This is a genomic window from Dyadobacter chenhuakuii, assembly GCF_023821985.2.
Lineage (GTDB): Bacteria > Bacteroidota > Bacteroidia > Cytophagales > Spirosomataceae > Dyadobacter > Dyadobacter chenhuakuii.
On record NZ_CP098805.1, the window covers coordinates 5,627,448 to 5,645,373 of the forward strand.

Annotated in this window: 15 protein-coding genes; 8 read left to right on the forward strand and 7 right to left on the reverse strand. The window is 44.6% G+C overall.

Annotation, left to right across the window (positions count from 1 at the left end):
• Window positions 1-20: 20 nt before the first annotated feature.
• From NFI80_RS23640 to NFI80_RS23650, 3 genes are all read right to left on the reverse strand, one after another.
• Window positions 21-2,117: a hypothetical protein gene (locus tag NFI80_RS23640; RefSeq protein ID WP_235164032.1), complete on the reverse strand. Its 2,097-nt coding sequence runs from the start codon at window positions 2,115-2,117 to the stop codon at window positions 21-23.
• A 101-nt stretch (window positions 2,118-2,218) separates the two neighbouring features.
• Window positions 2,219-2,881 (reverse strand): hypothetical protein, encoded by a 663-nt coding sequence (locus NFI80_RS23645; RefSeq protein WP_235164033.1) that lies wholly within the window; start codon window positions 2,879-2,881, stop codon window positions 2,219-2,221.
• A 1-nt stretch (window position 2,882) separates the two neighbouring features.
• On the reverse strand, window positions 2,883-3,494 hold the full coding sequence (locus tag NFI80_RS23650) for a DUF4136 domain-containing protein (protein WP_233797172.1): 612 nt from the start codon (window positions 3,492-3,494) through the stop codon (window positions 2,883-2,885).
• Window positions 3,495-3,680: 186 nt separating this feature from the next.
• Between NFI80_RS23650 and NFI80_RS23655 the strand changes: the two genes are divergently transcribed.
• The 3 genes from NFI80_RS23655 to NFI80_RS23665 all read left to right on the forward strand — a co-directional run bounded on the left by NFI80_RS23655 (window position 3,681) and on the right by NFI80_RS23665 (window position 6,494).
• On the forward strand, window positions 3,681-4,238 hold the full coding sequence (locus NFI80_RS23655) for a DinB family protein (RefSeq protein WP_026628311.1): 558 nt from the start codon (window positions 3,681-3,683) through the stop codon (window positions 4,236-4,238).
• 211 nt (window positions 4,239-4,449) lie between these two features.
• Window positions 4,450-5,127: a response regulator gene (locus NFI80_RS23660; RefSeq protein ID WP_026628310.1), complete on the forward strand. Its 678-nt coding sequence runs from the start codon at window positions 4,450-4,452 to the stop codon at window positions 5,125-5,127.
• Window positions 5,124-6,494: a sensor histidine kinase gene (locus NFI80_RS23665; RefSeq protein WP_233797171.1), complete on the forward strand. Its 1,371-nt coding sequence runs from the start codon at window positions 5,124-5,126 to the stop codon at window positions 6,492-6,494. The genes NFI80_RS23660 and NFI80_RS23665 overlap by 4 nt, the downstream gene beginning before the upstream one ends.
• Window positions 6,495-6,650: 156 nt before the next feature.
• Here NFI80_RS23665 and NFI80_RS23670 read toward each other — a convergent pair whose 3' ends face one another.
• The 3 genes from NFI80_RS23670 to NFI80_RS23680 form a co-directional block, all read right to left on the reverse strand.
• Window positions 6,651-7,739, reverse strand: coding sequence for a mechanosensitive ion channel family protein (locus tag NFI80_RS23670; protein ID WP_233797170.1), 1,089 nt, complete (start codon window positions 7,737-7,739; stop codon window positions 6,651-6,653).
• A gap of 4 nt (window positions 7,740-7,743) precedes the next feature.
• Window positions 7,744-8,562, reverse strand: a complete 819-nt coding sequence (locus tag NFI80_RS23675; RefSeq protein WP_235164034.1) for an N-acetylmuramoyl-L-alanine amidase-like domain-containing protein — start codon at window positions 8,560-8,562, stop codon at window positions 7,744-7,746.
• A 95-nt stretch (window positions 8,563-8,657) separates the two neighbouring features.
• Entirely contained in the window at window positions 8,658-10,397 is a 1,740-nt protein-coding gene (locus NFI80_RS23680; protein WP_235164035.1) for an alpha-amylase family protein, read from the reverse strand.
• Window positions 10,398-10,802: 405 nt separating this feature from the next.
• On the opposite strand from NFI80_RS23680, the gene NFI80_RS23685 reads away from it, so the two are divergent.
• Entirely contained in the window at window positions 10,803-13,034 is a 2,232-nt protein-coding gene (locus tag NFI80_RS23685; protein ID WP_235164036.1) for a tetratricopeptide repeat protein, read from the forward strand.
• A gap of 114 nt (window positions 13,035-13,148) precedes the next feature.
• Here the strand turns inward: NFI80_RS23685 and NFI80_RS23690 are convergent, their stop codons facing one another.
• Window positions 13,149-13,529, reverse strand: coding sequence for a response regulator (locus tag NFI80_RS23690; protein WP_235164037.1), 381 nt, complete (start codon window positions 13,527-13,529; stop codon window positions 13,149-13,151).
• A gap of 278 nt (window positions 13,530-13,807) precedes the next feature.
• Here NFI80_RS23690 and NFI80_RS23695 point away from each other — a divergent pair, with 278 nt between their 5' ends.
• The 4 genes from NFI80_RS23695 to NFI80_RS23710 all read left to right on the forward strand — a co-directional run bounded on the left by NFI80_RS23695 (window position 13,808) and on the right by NFI80_RS23710 (window position 17,898).
• Entirely contained in the window at window positions 13,808-14,095 is a 288-nt protein-coding gene (locus tag NFI80_RS23695) for a YtxH domain-containing protein (protein ID WP_235164038.1), read from the forward strand.
• Window positions 14,096-14,146: 51 nt separating this feature from the next.
• The gene (locus NFI80_RS23700; RefSeq protein WP_233797164.1) at window positions 14,147-14,458 is read left to right on the forward strand and encodes a hypothetical protein; all 312 of its coding nucleotides are present in this window, start codon (window positions 14,147-14,149) and stop codon (window positions 14,456-14,458) included.
• Between the two features lie 483 nt (window positions 14,459-14,941).
• On the forward strand, window positions 14,942-16,384 hold the full coding sequence (gene rpoN / locus NFI80_RS23705) for an RNA polymerase factor sigma-54 (RefSeq protein ID WP_233797163.1): 1,443 nt from the start codon (window positions 14,942-14,944) through the stop codon (window positions 16,382-16,384).
• Between the two features lie 41 nt (window positions 16,385-16,425).
• Window positions 16,426-17,898, forward strand: coding sequence for a sigma-54-dependent transcriptional regulator (locus tag NFI80_RS23710; RefSeq protein WP_233797162.1), 1,473 nt, complete (start codon window positions 16,426-16,428; stop codon window positions 17,896-17,898).
• Window positions 17,899-17,926: the final 28 nt, after the last annotated feature.

Below are 17,926 nucleotides of genomic sequence, written 5' to 3' on the forward strand. Positions count from 1 at the left end.
GCAATTGTTTTTTTGTTTATCTATTTTAATGTGCCTCTGTAAAGTGAAGGCCAGTTTCCATAAAGTTCAATAGTGGTTTCGGAGCCATCCGGCAGCTTCACTTTTACCATGCGGCTGGCAGTAGGGGATTGGAACGAATCGACGCCCAACACTACAATCTGATTTCCTTTTACGATGGAGGTTATAAATGGCTCTTTCCGGTCAATGGCCAGTAAAACCTGTTCTTTCTTAGGCTCGACCCAATTTCCATTCAATTGAAAAGCAAGATCCTGGGTTTTACCGTCAACAATTACATCTTCCACCTGCTTTGCCATCCAGTTTCCAAGCGAATAAAATTGGGTAGGGTAATCCCAATAATAAGCGGCGTCGCCTTCACGGGGTTTTTTGCCGATCTCTGTTACCGGCGTCTTGCCATTGGCAGGATACCATTCAAATCCCCAGGGCGAGGCGTCGCCACCCACTTTATATCCATCCGGATCGTTACCGCTCGGGCCGCTGTCGTGCCATAAATAGTAACCGTCAAACAGGATCAGTGAAAATAGCGACATGCTCAGTGCCTGGCTTGCCGGCATCGTTTCAAGCTGGTTCATGACCAATTCACCTTTTGGGTCCGTCAATTGGAAGTTCCAGGGAATAATCGGGTCATGGTGGAGCGGCATATAGCGGTTCCAGCCGTAAAAAATGAATTTATTGTTCTTTTGATAAGGAATCAGCTTATTGATCCGCAGGGAATGGACCGCTGATAAAAGCACAAAGTTGTTCGGCGTGTTTCCCTGTTCATCTTTAGCGAACATGGGTTTCGGATACACGTCAATCGGCGTCGCATTGAAGATATTATGGAAACTTTCTCCATTCGGCAACGGCTCGAAATTGGAATTGTTTGGCTTGGGATCATTGTAATCGCCCATGAGCTCTTTCGGACTTTTCCCGCCTATGGTGTTGATATGTGGATTGGTGTAAGCACCGCCGCCCCAGTAATCCAGTAAATACATGTTCGGATTACGTTCACGGATCGCCTTCACCAGCCATATAAGCCGCTGCTTTACTTCCGGAATGTAATGTTGGTTCCAGAACTCAAAGTCCAGGGCATATAGCCCGAAGCTTGGAACGCCGGCGTACACTTCCACATCCGTTTTAGATAATGTAGAAAACCATTTTTCATCCCGATCCGCAAAATAGTTGGGCGTGACCGTGTAATGCATCCGCTGGTAGGGCGTATTCTTGCCTCCGTAAAGGAAAGTAATGCCGCGTTCGAAATAATTCTCGTCGGGAACGTAATTATTGAGTCGATACTGACTCACCAACTTTCCCTTAATCGGTTCAAATTCAGGGAATTTTGTGTCGAAATCCACATTCATCGTTTTCGAAGGAGAGAACCACTGCGGGATTTCAATCCGAGTGAGCTTTGTATCCTCTTTCGGTTTCGCGTTGCCTGAGACCCAAATATTTTGTTGCCGTATGGAGCGATTCCGCATTTTGTTCCACCAATCATTATACGGCGCGTCGATCCAGCGTGCAGTGATGGAATATAAATAACCGGGCTTCACTTCGATGCCATTTTCCAGCCCTTTCACTTCAATGCCATCGATCATGATCACTTTGGTGCGGCCGTCTTCATAGTTACCGAAGTCTTTCAAATGCACCTTTCCATTAACGATAACCGGGCGAACATCGAGCCAGTTGTCCTGACTTCCCTTCCTGATCCAGTTATTTACATCCAGGATCTCAACTTTTCTGGATTTATCAAAATTAAAAGAAGCCGAAGTTTCACACCCCGGCTGTCCTAAGCTTATGATCTTAATGGTAGCCGGGCCCGTTTCCAGATCCAGCTGTTGGATTGAAAGCCATATGCCCAAGCGATGCGGCACTTCCTTAAACTGCTGAACCTTGCCTTTTTGCGTTATTTCAACATTGTAAGGAGAGAGGCCACCCACATTGGCAGCAAGTTCGAACTGCATCTCGTTCCCGATCTGTTTATAACGCCTTATCACCAGGTCGCAGGCCGATGAAGAAGAATCGATTGTTTGGGCAACAGGATATGCTTCTACTTTCTGAGGATAATCACGGCTGGTAGACGGGCCAAAACGGTTCCAGAGCCAAAGACCGGATCCCGTCATAAAAACTAGTATTGCGGTAATCCAGAAGAACGTTGTTTTTGACAAAATACGGTTGTTATTGGGCACAGATTATTCAGATTGATGGAAAGGATCAGGCAAACTTACCACCACCGATAGAATAAACCAATCGACCCGTTCACAGATGAAATCCCCTTATCGATATATTCGTGCTTGTAAGAAACGCCATCATACTTCACGCGAACGTCCAGACCAAAAGCCCCGTCGCGTTTGAAAAGGAATTTTGATCCTACTCCAATGCCATATTTTGGACGAACTTTCTGATCCTGAGACGCCAGATTGCCGTAAAACAAAGTGTAGTCCAGAATGCTGACCCCACCGCTTACCTGCACATAAGGCTGTATACTCGAATTTCTTGGCAGAATGTGATAATTCCCGAAAATTTCAACCGGATATTGTGAAACGGTGCGCGTCTGAACTGCCGAAAGGACCTCTTCGCCATTTTGATATAATGCTCTCGGGATCCGTTTTTCGAAGTAAGTCGAGCCGATTTCACCGCCAACGGAGATTGGCGAGTTTCTTAAAACCCATTCAATAGAGAGGGAGTAGTTCTGAAAAGAAGCCTTATCGATGTAGTTGTCCGCAAATGATCCCAGTGGCGTTGCGCCCATCAACCTCGCGGTAGCCAGGTAATGGGTGTAGCGTTCAAATGGAGAGGGGAGTGTATAAAGCTTTGGCGCCGGTTCCTGCGCATATGATTTAAAAGCACCAATGACAAAAAGGGCTATAACGATGATTCTCTTCATTTTAATTAATTTTTAAATAACCTGACTGACCAAAAATCGAGTCAACCATTGTGTCCACAAATTGTCTGTCACCTATTCCTGCGCCGCGGATCTGCGCGTCCCACACCACTTTAAACGTCTTATCCACGGTGTTCGGGTTTTTGAAATCGAGCATGGAAATAAGCCAGTAACTTTCGCTGGTCTGATAATACTGATAGTAATTCGGATAGCCGTAACCATATCCGCCGCCGCCCCAGTAGCCGCCATAGTAAGATGATACTGGCTGCGAAACCACATTCAGGTAAGTGTTGGAAATCCAGCTGGCGTTGATGCCTATATCCGGCTTGCTTTTAGGGCTGACATACTTGTAACCCAGCTTTTCCATGTTGGAAATAATGCGGATCAAAACGTCCCGGTCCAGCTCGCTTAATGCGGTTCCCGTCTGTCCGTTTTCCACAACCAGCACCGAGTCCACAATGCTGAATGTCTTGTATTGATTGAAATTAGCCGCTTTATCGTGATTTGTTATGTAAACAAGGGTTTCTTCCGTTGATAAATCACTGATAGGATCTTTGGAGCAGGACATCATTCCTATTCCTGCCATGAGTATGAACAATGAAGCTTTTTTTAACATGTTTCCTTCTTATATTTAAATATGATAATTAAACGAAATTTGAAATTGAACATTTTATTTTAGGTAATTTCTTAGCTCAATTTTTTAGTTTTATTCGTTGCAGATATCTTTCAGGACTATTAAAAAACTAAATTGGTTGCAGCAAACCGAAAATCATTTAACATCGCACAAACACATTCATTTTATATGGAAACAAAAGAAGAGATTTTAAGGATTATAGATGTACTGAACGATACCTACGAAAGTGAGGAAGCATGGTATGGGCCTTCTGTGGTGGAAGCATTGCGTGATGTGACACCCAAAATGGCGGAAGTAAGGCTTAGCACCAATACACATTCGATTGCAGAGATCGTCTATCACATGACCACTTGGCGCATTTTTGCCGTTCGGAAAATACAGGGAGATGCTGAGTTTGACATTAAAACGCAGGATAAGGACTGGAAAAAATTCCCATTGGTTGACGAATTTGAGTGGGAAGCCATTCAAATGGAGCTCAGCCTTTCGCAGGAAGAATTGATTTCGGAGCTTGAAAAAATTGAAAGTGACAGCTTCCTCGAAGAGTTCGTTCCGGGTCGTGATTATAGTTATTATACTTTGATTCACGGAGTTATCCAGCACGATGTATACCATGCAGGGCAGATCGGACTGATCAAAAAAGCGGTGAAAGGAATGCGGTTGGAAGAAGACGACTTTGGTGCATTTGACGAGCGCTCGGAGTTAGATAACGGAACTGATTATTACTGAAACACTTGCATTTAATTTTGTAAAATCGTCCAATGCGTATGTTTTATAATAAATAATATATATTTTGCATTATAATAGAACGGAATGCACTTGGTTGCTAGCGTTCTAATGGTGTGGATATAGACGAAAAGGCTGCCCGATATTTTCGGACAGCCTTTTTTTAAGAGAAATTCTGTGCAACATTTGGCAAATAAAATTGCTCACCACTCATATGAAGATTTTGATTGTCGAAGATGAACCCAAACTCGCCGGGTTCCTCAAACGAGGCCTTGAAGAACAGTCTTGGGAAGTTGAATTGGCATATGATGGGCAGGTAGGCAAGAAAATGGCCGCTAACTATCGTTTTGACGTGATCATTCTTGACGTTAACCTGCCTCTACTAAACGGATACGACCTCGCGCGCCAGCTCCGTCACGACGGCCTGGCCACACCCATTCTTTTCCTGACTGCACTGGGAACCATTGATGACAAGCTGGATGGCTTTGAAGCAGGCGGTGATGATTATCTTGTCAAGCCATTCGAATTCAGGGAATTGATCGCGCGTATCAAGGTTTTGTCCCAACGAAACAGCAACCGCGAGCAGTCCAATCAGATTCTCAGCCTGGCTGATCTTGAACTGAATCTGGATGAAAAAGTGGCGCGCCGCGGCGGAAACCGCATTGACCTTACTGCCAAGGAATTTGCCCTGCTGGAATATCTCATGCGGAACAAAGGCCGCGTGGTTTCACGTGTAGACATTGCCGAGCAGGTTTGGGATATCCGCTTTGATACAGGAACCAATGTAATTGATGTTTACATTAATTTTTTAAGAAAGAAAGTAGACAAAGATTACCCTACCAAGCTGATCCATACCGTAGTAGGAATGGGTTACATCTTCAAGGAAGAATGAACATTAAATCGCGCCTGACATTGCTTTTTACCATGCTGGTAGGCTCCATCATGGCATTGTTCTGCATCGCCATTTACTTCTTTTACGACCAGTACAGGGAAAAACAATTCTATTCGTTTCTGAACGAACGCGGGCAGACCATTGCGCAGCTGGTAGAAGCGAGCCAGGGCATTAGTAAGGCGGACATTGAAAAAATTGAAAAAGCGAATAATGCCATTCTGCTGAATGAAGAAATAACCATCTACGACGGCTCGGATTCACTCATATTTACAAGCGGGGACGAGAAATTTACCCTTTCCAAAAACATACTGGCAGAAGCCCGGGGAGGGAAGGAGATCCGCACCAAGCATGATAACAAAGAGGCTATCATTATCAGGCACGTTTTACAGGATCACAGGAAACCCTGGGTTGTGATGGCCGTGGCCAATGATTTTCCGGGAATGAACCAGTTGAAACGACTTCGTGAAATACTTTTGATAGGCTGGCTTTTATCCCTTATTCTGGTAGGCGTGGCTGGTTGGCAGTTTGCGAATGATGCCATTAAACCCGTTTCCGACATTATCTCACAGGTTAACAACATTTCGGCAGGCAACCTGCACGAGAAAGTGACGGTAGGAAGGGAAAAGGACGAACTGGCCGCACTCGCGCAGACATTCAACCAGATGCTGAGCCGGCTGGAGATAGCATTTATTGCCCAGAAAAACTTCGTTTCCCACGCATCGCATGAGCTGCGCACACCGCTTGCATTGATCATGAGCGAGGCCGAGCTGAGCCTGATGAAGGACCGGCCTACGGAAGAATATAAAGATGCATTAAGAGGAATCTGGTCTGAGGCTCGGGAAATGAATGAGCTGGTGAGCCGCCTCCTGGAACTGGCCCGAACGGAAGAACACGCATTCAGGGTAACATTCTCAAAAATAAGGGTGGATGAAGTTCTCTGGCAGGCAAAAGCATCCGTACAGCAGAAGAATCCGGGTTACAAGGTGCACATTCATTACGACAATATCCCTGATGATGAGGAGCAATTGAAGCGGTATGGCGACGAAAGCCTGCTCAAAACAGCATTCATGAACCTCATGGACAATGCCTGCAAATATTCCAATGATGGGACCGTGAATGTGTTTCTGGAAATCCATAAGGACCTGATCAAAATCTTTTTCAAAGATGTGGGCATAGGTATCGCGCCCGACGAGCTTCCTTATATTTTCGACACATTTTACAGAAGTGCCACCACAATCAGTAAGGCAGGTTATGGCATAGGACTGGCATTGACCAAGCGAATTATAAACATGCAGGGTGCCAGCATTGAGGTTGAGTCAGTTATGGGCTCAGGAACGACATTCATTCTGAAATTCCCTCCTTTTTAACGGATATTTAATTCGGTATTAATGTGCATTTAACCCGGTTAAATGTCATTTGTACCAGAAAACATTCATTAGCTATTCCGCGCAGTGGTAAGTTAAATTGAGTTAGGTGAGTAGTAAGAAAAAAATGGCCCTCGGATCTTCCGGAGGCCATTGTTTTTATCTGTTGAGTTTCGTTTCGGGCAGCATATTTTCCTGCTTGTGCGCTTCTTCGATCCGGTGGCTGGGCAATGCTTCCGGATATTCCTGGGAAATAAATTCAATCATTTTTTCCCGGACCAGGCAGCGCAAATCGAATGTCTGGGAAGAATTCCGGGCCGACATGATGGCTCGCACTACCATGAGCTGCCCTTGCGTATCCGTTACCTGCAATGCCCATGAACGGCCATCCCAAAGCGGTGTTTCATCCAGGATCTCTTTCAGCTTTTCCCTGAGTTTCGGGACAGGCGTCAGATAGTTGAGGTGAAAAAAAGCGGTTCCCACGAGCGCACTGTCATTGCGCGTCCAGTTTTGGAATGGTGTTTCAATAAAGTAAGTGATCGGAAGGACAATCCTTCGCAAGTCCCAGATGTTGACCACCACGTAGGTCAAGTTAATTTCTTCAATGCGTCCCCATTCGCCTTCCACAATAACAACGTCATCGATCTTAATCGGCTGTGTGAATGCGATCTGAATTCCGGCCATGAGATTAGCCAGCGATTTTTGCGCTGCAAAACCAATAATCACACTGAAAATACCCGCAGATGTAAGGATACCAACCCCATATTGCCGCACGCTTTCGAAGCTCAGCAACAGGATAGAAACGCCTATAATAATGATCAGGATAATTACAATGCGCTTCACGAACTTGATCTTAGTGAACAAGCGTCTGGCCTGGTTGTTGTCCGGCGAGGTAAAATCAAGCTGGTCAATCAGTACTTTTTCGACAATGATGACAATGCGCGTCATGAGCCACGTTGTCACTGCGATTAACATCACCTTACTGATCGTGAAGGTCCAGTAGTACTCCTTATTGCCAAAAGAATAAGTTTTAAGCGAGGCGGTGATTAAGACAAGCGGAATGAAGAAATAAAGCACACTTGTAAGGTTGTCTTTAATCGCCCTGACTGCCCGCCATTCCTTCCTTGAAGCTGTGATTTTGATAAGATTAATAACGATTGCGCTGCATATCAGACCGATGACAGTCGCGACCAGCACGATTAACCACGGCAAATTCCGATAATCGAGCACATTCAAAAATTCATTCATTGGATCAGATATCGTTGAGTCGCGCTACGATCATTCCCGTATGCTTGGGGACCGAAGCTACATATTCCGCAAGCGGCACACTGGTCATAATCACCTTTTTGCCCGTAGACGATGCGTGGATCAGGTAAGCGCGGCTGCCTACTTTGGAAATGATCCCCATATGGTTAACGTCAAGGCCTTCCACGGAGGACGTAAATGCAACAATGTCGCCATCGTGCAGCATAGGCTCCGCTTTATGGATGCCCGACTTGGGGATATAACTGTGCTCCCGCGTATTAATGGTGCTTTCCTGCTCACGCACTTTTTCCCAGACAGCCGTTTCAGCCATAGAGGGATAAAGATTTGCATGATTGGACATAAAATTGATTTCCTTCCTGAACGGGACGCCGCCAACTTTGGTCGTAATGTTTTCAAGTCGTCCTCGCTTTTCATTCTCATACATCCAATCGAGCACATAATGCAGTCTCGAAGGATATCCGTCTATAACGCCGTCCCGGTAACGCAATTTGGTCAGCTCGTTTTTGAACCCTTCGTAAGTAGGGTTTTCGTTTTTGGCGATGGCCAGAGCCACAGCGCTTTCCACCAGTGTAGTGCAGTCCAGCCCATCGAATTTGCACACAAGCCGTTCTGTTGGATTTCCTTCCAATGTTCCCGCAACATACGGCGTTCCCAGAAACGATTCACCCATACGCAAAACCTGCGTCCCGATATCCCTGCTCTCCGGTAAATCCATTTTCTGTGCAAACACCTTTTGAACAGCGAGCTGTGCAAATGAAGCGGTTGCTGAAAGAAGACAAATGGATAGAACAATAATTCTGATCATGCTGAAATTTCCTTTTTTGCGTAAAGTTTACGCTTTATAACTGTCAAATAAACATTTGCCTGAATCAAATTTAAGCATTCCAGCTTTGACCATGCTCATTTTGCCTCAATTTCATATACCGAAACAGAGTTGGGCGCCAGTCCCACCTGCACACCCGTAGATGTGATCTCATTGGTCCTCAGGCTTGGAGAAGGAATGAATGTCGGGAAAACCGGTTTCAATCTGTAAGCCGCCGTATTGCCTAATTTCAGAAAGTTTTCCCAGGCGTCCTGTGGGATTTTAACGGTTGTTTCAACAGTTTTTTCTTTATCAAAATTGCAAATAAAAAGCAGCTTCTGATTTTCAGTGAAACGCAAATAGCTGTATTGCAGCCTTTTGTCGTAATTTTGAGATTGGCCGTCGACATTCGCATATTGTAAATCGTAAAACGATCCGGCATAAACGGCTTCGTTTTCACGGACAAAGTGGTTGAGCGTTTCGTAAAAAGCGCGCAATTTTTTCTGGTCTGCAGTGAGTTTTTCCAGATCAAATTTCCCGCCATTGACCCATTGCTGGAATTCGGTAACGCCCCAATAATCGAAAATGGTCGTGCGCCCGTCTTCACCCTGGAAACCTTCCGCCTCCACGGGATTGGCCCCCAGCTCCTGGCCGAAATAGATCATCATCGGACCTGTATGCAATGTAGCGCTCAATGTCATAGCTGGAATCGCTGCCCACGGATCGCCCGCAAAGTACCGCGACGCAATGCGTTGCTCATCGTGATTTTCAAGGAACCGGAGCATATTTTCACTGATATCACCCGATTCCTGCTGCCATATGCGCGTAATGTCCTCCACCGTTCCATGGCCTTCCATCAGGCTCCGCAAAGAATTGTATAAGCCTACTTTATCGTACAAATAGTCAAACTTTCCTGTCTTGATATAATGATGATATTGAGCAGGATTATAGATTTCGGCAATGAAGATAACGCTGTCTTTCAGCTCCTTAACCTTTGGTATAACCCAAGCCCAAAACTCAGCCGGGACCATTTCCGCCATATCACACCGGAAACCATCTACACCTTTCTCGGTCCAGAAGCGGAGGATATCGTACATTTTCAGCCAGGTCGAAGGGATAGGATCAAAATAGCGCAATCCGCCGTTTTGATAATCCACACCATAATTCAGCTTAATGGTCTCATACCAGTCGTACTGGCTTGGCTGTGCCTGGAAAACGTCGTTACCGGTTGCTTTGGCCGGCCGTTCATGATATGGGGCAGTAATCTCGACGGGCGGCTTATGACCCTCAGGGACCACAAAATCATGGTTGGGAATGTAATAAAAGTTGTTTTTTGGATTAAAACTTACCGTATTATCGTCATCCTCTCCAAAATCCCTGACGTCCGAAGACCTGGCATCCGAAAAATACTGTCTGGCAACATGGTTAGGAATGAAGTCGATAATCACTTTCAAACCCTTGTCATGCGTCCGCTGAACAAGCTGCTCAAACTCCTGCATTCGATTATTAACGTCCACCGCGAGGTCCGGATCTACGTCGTAATAGTCTTTAACAGCATAGGGTGAGCCTGCGATTCCTTTTACGATCAGGGGATGGTCGGCATTTATTCCAAATTCACTGTAATCGGTCAATGTCGCATGTTCCAGCACACCCGTATACCACACGTGCGTAATGCCAAAATCAGTCAGTGCAGCAAGCGCAGTTTCGGTGATATCATTAAACTTTCCGCAGCCATTTTCTTCAATGGAGCCGTACAATTTGTTAGTCGCGCACTGGTTCCCGAATAGGCGGGTAAATACCTGATATACTATGAATTTATCTTTATTAACCGTGGGCATATCAAGTTGAATTATTTATAAAAAACACATTTACCAAACCCTCCCGTAGCACCCTGAACGGCGCCTGTAAAGTTGGACCTGGCAAAACTTACTATTGCAAGATATTAAATTTGAAATAATATGCCCCGAATCCGTCCGGGCGTTTTTAGTTGGGGCTCGGGTTGTTAGCGGTACATTTAGAAAACATTACATCACCCGGCAGTAGGAAGAATTGAACCTTGTAAAAGTAGTTCTGATTTCGATAATCTTATTTATTGAAAAAATTATATTTTTAGCGGATTCTATTAATCGGCTACCGTAATTATTGTAAATCTGAAACATTACTTGTAGGTTCGGTCTTTTGAGCCATCTTTTTTGGTAATGCTACAAAAGATCCGCCTGTTTTTTCTCCAAGGTATGTTGTTGATGTTGACGCTTTTAACTCCCGGCGTTACGTTAGCACAGGATTTCAGTGAATGCCAGCGGATAGTCAAAGAGCTGCTTCCCGTTTTTAACCGGTCTTTCGAGGAAAATAACCCCGCGCTGCTTCGTGAAGACACTTACCAGCGAGGCCTCCGCAATTTACAAGCCGCTTACGCGCTATATCACAAACAGGCTTTTCAGCCATCCGATTCTGTGCAGCGCATGAACAATGAGGCCGTTATTCTCGCGTTGCTTGGCAACTTTCAAAAGGCACATCACATTATGGAAGAGCTGGATTTGAGCAGCCAGGATCCGCATTTACATTATAACAGGGGGCTTTTTGGCATGTTGTCCGGTAAATACGACGCTGCAAGAAATGACTTTACGGATGCGCCCGGCGGCACGCAGGCCATTTTGAACACATTGGTTTCCTATGGTAAGCAGAAAAAATATGGCGATGCATTGAGCTTTGCCAATGGTAACAATGCAAAAAACACCAGCGGGAAGTGGAATTACAATCTCGGAATGGTTTACAAATACAAAGGCCAGCTTCCCGAGGCTGTGGATGAAATGGCAACGGCCATCCGCCAGAAAGATGAAATGGCTTACCGCTTGCAAAGGGGCGACATGCTCATGCGGACGGGCGATGAAAAGAAAGCGGTGAAGGATTTTGAAAAGGTTTCACGAAACCATCTGAAAGCGCAGATCCGCTACGCCAATGCGTTGTTATCACTCAATCAGTTTGGCCAGGCGAAGGCCGTTTTTGAAAAATATCTTGAAACAGATGACCGTACTTTCCGGGGCGATGCCTATCTGGGAATGGCGCACTCGTTTTATGGTTTAAAGCAGATCAGTGAAGCGCAGCGCTATTATAAGCTGGCCTCAACATTAAAACGTGAAACGCCTGCGCTGCAATCGGGAATAGCTAATACGCACCTTTCAAAACATGAATATCAGACAGCATTCACACTTTTTGACCGGGTTATAAAAAAGGACTCGACTTATTTACCAGCCTACCTGGGTCGTGCAGTTTCCTATTACGGGCAAAAAAAGTATGACCTGGCATTGAAAGATTTTAAGAAAGCAGAGAGCGCCCTGAACGAGGATAACAAGTTTTTTGCAGATCTTTTTGTGACAAAAGCATTCTCCGAATATTATCTGAAACAGGTTAATCTAGCCCAGGACGACTTCAACAAGGCAATCAGGCTGGATCCCACGCGCTACGAGGCGCTGGCCGGCATGAGCAGCATCATGATTGACCAGAAGCGCTATTCCGAAGCCGGGCAGTTCCTATCGAAAGCACTCGTATATGAGCAAGGTTATGACCTGATGTGGAGCAATTACGGAAATCTTCTCATGCATTTTGATATGTATAAAAAGGGATATCAGGTTTTCAAGAAAGCCGTTTCACTCAATCCCGCCAATGTGAACGCACAGAACGGATGGGGGATCGTCTTGCTTGAAAATGACCAGCTGGATAAGTCAATGGCGTTGTTTGACAGTCTGGTTAAAGAAAAGCCTGAGCTGCCGTTTTTACACAATAACCATGGTATCATTCAGGCGTATATAGGAAACAGGCATGAACAGCGGCATCAGGTCAATGAGGCAAATGCAAGATATGACGGGGCTTACAACGATTTTAAAACTGCCCTCGATAATGCACCTTCGCGGAAATTTTACAATGTGAACCAAGGGAATGTATATCGTTATCTCGACAATTTCGATCAGGCAAAACTGAGTTACCAGGCCTATCAGGACAAAAGCGCATTGAATAATACGGCGGTCATGTATGCGGGCAAAGACAAGATGAAGGAGGCCAAATATTATCTGGGCGTTGCATTACAAATTGATTCGCTGCATCGCGTTTTTCAGTATAATATGACTATTCTGGCCAAAGGAAAGCAGAAGGAAATGATGCGGCTCGTAGCGTCAGCCGATGAGAACAGCCCGTTTTCTGATATAGGGATAAAATACAGCCGTGACGGTTTTGTGACGATATATCTCTACGATTATGAATATGATGTGCTTACATTTCCCGGAAGACATTACATGCCGCTTCCCGTTGCTGAGTACAAGGAAGACTATTTTATACCGGAATACGATTTTAAGATGATCCCTTATGAGAAGAAAAAGGGAGATAAGGAGAAGAAAAAGCACATCCGCTACAAAAGTCAGAAGGTAAAACTGCCTGGATCGCGTGGGAAATCAGGGACAAAATGCCCGGTTTTATTTTAATCCAACATTCTTCCTGAATATTAGTAAAATGCTATTTGAGAATTAATTTCTACGTATTTATCGTGCAAATCCACACTATACGCAATATTCTCTACTGTTAATCTTACACATTACTTATTCGTGACCGTTGCTGTTATTAGCAAACAGGTTCTTCACTTCAACGAAACTGATCGGTTTGTCCAGGAAGTAATCCGCACCTTGTTTGAAAGCTTCCTCACGCAGATTTGTCATAGCACTCATCATTACGATCTTCGTGTCTTTAACGATTATGGAAGTCTTAATGCGCTGAATCTCATTAATTCCTTTTCCATCGGGCAAGTTATTATCAATGAAAATCCAGTCAGGATTAAGTTCAACTATACACTGAAAGCCTTCTGTAAGCGAAGCAGCCACCTTTATGGATGCCTCCGGAGACTTAATATGTAACTGTTTCACTAGAAAATTGCGCATCAACACACCCAGATCCTTTTCATCTTCAATAATTACAATTCTCATAGCGATGTGTCAGAAATAGAATTTTTAGTCATTTGAAGGAAGGTAGATTTTAAAAGTATTCCAGGTTGTTTTAAAACATGCATACAGAAGCCGTATTTACAATAATCCTGCCATCTGAGAGGCACAGCAGGCGTTTAAGATAGATTTGGTAATGAAAGTTGATGTTGCTTCATGTAATGTGTAGAACGATTATCCCGTTTGCTATGCAGCCAATTACTGGTACAGGATTTGGGGATGGTGGAGGGTAAATGAAATTTTCACATTAAAAGAAGAAAATCATGAATGGTAATAAAGCATTTTGGGGAATCATAACAGCAGCAGCGGTTGGAGCAGTAATCGGGTTGCTATTTGCGCCAGAAGACGGTAACAAGACAATAAAGAAAATCAAGAAAAAAACGAATAGCCTCGCATCTGATCTGATCGACGCGCTCGAAAAAAGCAAAGAAAAGGCTTCTGATGTAGCCGGACAGATTAAGGAAGAAGGCGAAGAATATAAAAACGCAGCTTTCGACAAGGCAGAAGAATATTCGAACACTGCAAAAGAAGAAATCAACAGATATCAATAACATCTTTTCCGGTGGTGTAAGCCGCCGGAAATTTTATCACTTCATCATACAATGAAATATTCATCAGCAAACCCTGGGAAAGAGGAAACTTCTACACCTATTGAGAGCACTGTCAATTATGTGAAGAACATGTTTCTTGCAGGACCGAACAGCAGCTCAGGCAAAAGTATTGAGATGGGCGTAAGTGCAATTCTTGCCAAAACAGCATTGCGTCGCCTGCCGCCGCCACTTAATTACGTGGTGCCGCTTATCGTTAAAAATGTAATCGTGAAGCACGGTGTGCCGGAAGGCAGGGAGTTGCTACTCAAAGGACTTCGCTGGGTAAAAAGAAATACCGATGAGAAGCCTGTTAATGTGGCTTAATAAATTACAATTTCCTTAGAAGTATAGAACCTTTCAGTCCTGAAAGGTTCTTTTTTTGCAAACAGACCGCGGCAAGAATTTTGTAAAGTTGGTTGATATGCCTCTTCGCGATTGGACTGATGAAATCGTTGGCTGTCCGTTCTTTTGTTATGGTTAAAGTCTGGGTTCCCGGAATTCTGCTCTGGTTTTCCACCCGGTTTTCGTAGTAACTTAATGAGAGAATGGGAGTTAGATATTTTGGTCAAAAGATAAATATGTTGTAACGTTTAGCCTGACCAGGTCTGTTCAATACGGCTACGCCGGTGTTCTGAAAATAGTAAGAAGCACAAATGTTCGTCTATTCGTCGAGCATTCTGAATAATTGTACTCAGAATGTGGAAATAAGTACGCAATATTTAGAATCGGCCCGCTCGTTGCAGATATTGGCTAAAGAGTCGTAAATTTAAACTTTAAGAATTCTAATTATTTACCCTTGGTTGCTATATGCAAAGACAAACGCAGACGCAAAGACAGACCCTGAAATATTCTCCGTTGCAAATTCAGATGCTGAATTTACTGCATTTGACAACAATGGAGCTTGAACAAAGAATTAAAGAGGAGCTTGAAGAAAATCCTATTTTAGAGGAGGGTAAGGACGATAATGCTTCGGAAGATACTGTTGACGACTTTCAAGATCCTGCCGACACCGGAACCGGTGATGATAATACCATGCAGGATTATTACGACTGGGATGAGTTCAGGGACGATGATGTTCCGGATTATAAGACTTATGCCAACAACCAGTCGCCTGATAATGAGCTTTACACACGTCCTATGGTGGAAACAATTTCCTTCCGGGACGACCTTAAACAGCAAGTACATTTCCTGAGGCTGGACGAGCGCCAGCAGCTGATTGCGGATTTTATTCTGGATTCCCTGGATGAAGATGGTTTCCTGAGACGTGAAAGCGATGTAATTGCCGATGATATTTCCTTTGCCAACAGCATGTTTATTGACACCGAAGAGGTCAATTGGATGCTTAAAATCATTCAGCAGCTTGATCCCGCAGGAATCGCGGCGAGCGATCTTCGGGAATGTCTGCTGATTCAGCTTGGCCGCATCGAAAACCAGGACGACACCTGGAAGTGGGCCTGCAAAATTGTTACAGATGCGTTTGATGAGCTGGGTTCAAGAAATTATGACAAGATCATGCGCATTACCGGCCTCGACGAGGAATCGTTGAAGAAGGCCATCGCACTGATCACCACATTGAATCCAAAACCAGCATCCGGCCTCCGCAATGATTCCATCGTGAATGAAAGCATTAAGCCGGATTTTATGCTTCGGTATACGGAGGACGGTGATATAGAAGTGCAGCTTACATGGGGTAACAGCCCGGCTTTGCGGTTGAACAAATTGTTTACCCAAATGGCCGAACAAAAGAACGATAAGGCAACGAACCAGTTCCTGAAAAATAAGATGAATTCGGCGAAATGGTTCATTGATGCGATCAAGCAGCGTGAAAACACAATGCTGAGCACATTAAGGGCCATCGTTAAGTTGCAATACGACTATTTCCAAACGGGCGACATCAAGAAGTTACGCCCCATGATCCTGAAAGACGTTGCCGAGATCATCAGTATGGATATTTCGACAGTATCGAGGGTAACGACGAATAAATACGTTCAGACACCTTTCGGGATCGTACTGCTCAAAGACCTTTTCACAGAAGGCGTTACCAATGAGGACGGCACAGAGGTTTCCAACCGTGAAATTCAGGAGGCGATCCGGGAGATCGTAGGAGCAGAAGACAAAAGACATCCATACAACGACCAGCAAATTACAGACATGCTTTCTGAAAAAGGCTATTCTGTGGCTAGAAGGACCGTTGCGAAATACCGGGAACAATTAAATATCCCGACTGCAAGATTAAGAGTAACCATTTAAGCAGCTTACAAACCAACTGGATTTAGCCCTAAAAACCTGGCATGAAAAAAATTGTTGTTGTTGATGATGAGGCAGATATCTGCTTCTTGTTGAAGAGATTTTTATCAAAGAATGACTTTATAGTTGAAACTGCACAGAATGGTAAAGACGGCCTTGCGCTGATCGATTCCATCTCGCCTGATTTGGTTATGACCGACTTCCGTTTGGGTGACATCACCGGAACAGAATTGCTCACTGCCATCAAAGCAAAGCGTCCAAATGTGCCCGTACTCATTATAACCGGCTATTCCGACATTAAGGTGGCGGTTAGCGTGATGAAACTAGGAGCATATGACTATATCACCAAACCATTGTTTCCGGACGAAATTTTGGTAACGGTGAAAAAGGCTATTGCTGACGCGGAATCCAGAGAGAACGAGGAATTTGAATATACAGCGGTTGCGTCCGGCCCAAGCGGAGGATCTACTGAAACCACAAAACCTGCCCGCAAGATGAGCTCGCGGACTAAGGCTGGTTATGTAATGGGTCAGAGTGAAGTCTCGGATAATCTTTTCCGCCAGGTTGACCTTGTTGCGCCTACTAATTTCAGCGTTATCATTTACGGAGAAAGCGGATCTGGAAAGGAAGCCATTGCAGCAGAAATCCATAACCGGTCAAAAAGACGGGATATGCCTTTTGTAGCGATGGACTGCGGTGCCATATCCAAGGAACTGGCCGGCAGCGAGCTTTTTGGTCACGAAAAAGGATCATTTACAGGTGCATTGAATACCAAGATAGGCCACTTCGAAATGGCGAATGGCGGTACATTGTTCCTGGATGAAGTTTCCAATTTGTCTTATGAAATACAGGTGGCTTTGCTGCGTGTAGTGCAGGAGCGTAAGATGCGCCGCATCGGCGGATCAAAGGAGATCGATCTGGACGTAAGGATCATTGTTGCGAGTAATGAAAGGTTGCTTGAATCGGCCAGAAACGGGAAATTCAGGGAAGATCTTTACTATCGATTCAATGAATTCACGATAGAAGTGCCTGCATTGAGAAACAGAAAAGATGATCTGATGCTTTTTGCAACGACATTCCTGGATACTACCAATGTGGAGCTGAACAAGAATGTAAGCGGGTTTTCGGAGGATGTTAAGAACGATTTCCTGAGCTATTCTTGGCCGGGTAACCTGAGAGAGCTGAAAAACGTCATCAAACGCGCTACGCTGCTTTCCGATGGCGACCTGATCGAGGAGAAGTCACTGCCTTTTGAAATTGTCAATTATAAAAAGCTGAAAGACCTGGACGAGGAGCCTGTAACATTGGCAGCAACCACGAGCATAGCAGCTCCGGTAATGGAAACACTGGACGGCGATGATTCCAAGCCCAGCCTGAAAACAGTTGCCAATGAAGCCGAGTATGACATGATCATGCAGGTGCTTCGGGATGTTAATTTTAATAAAAGTAAAGCAGCGCGGCTGTTGAACATTGACAGGAAGACACTCTACAATAAGATGAAACAATTTGACATTTAATTGTTGAGTTACGCTGAGCTATAAACTA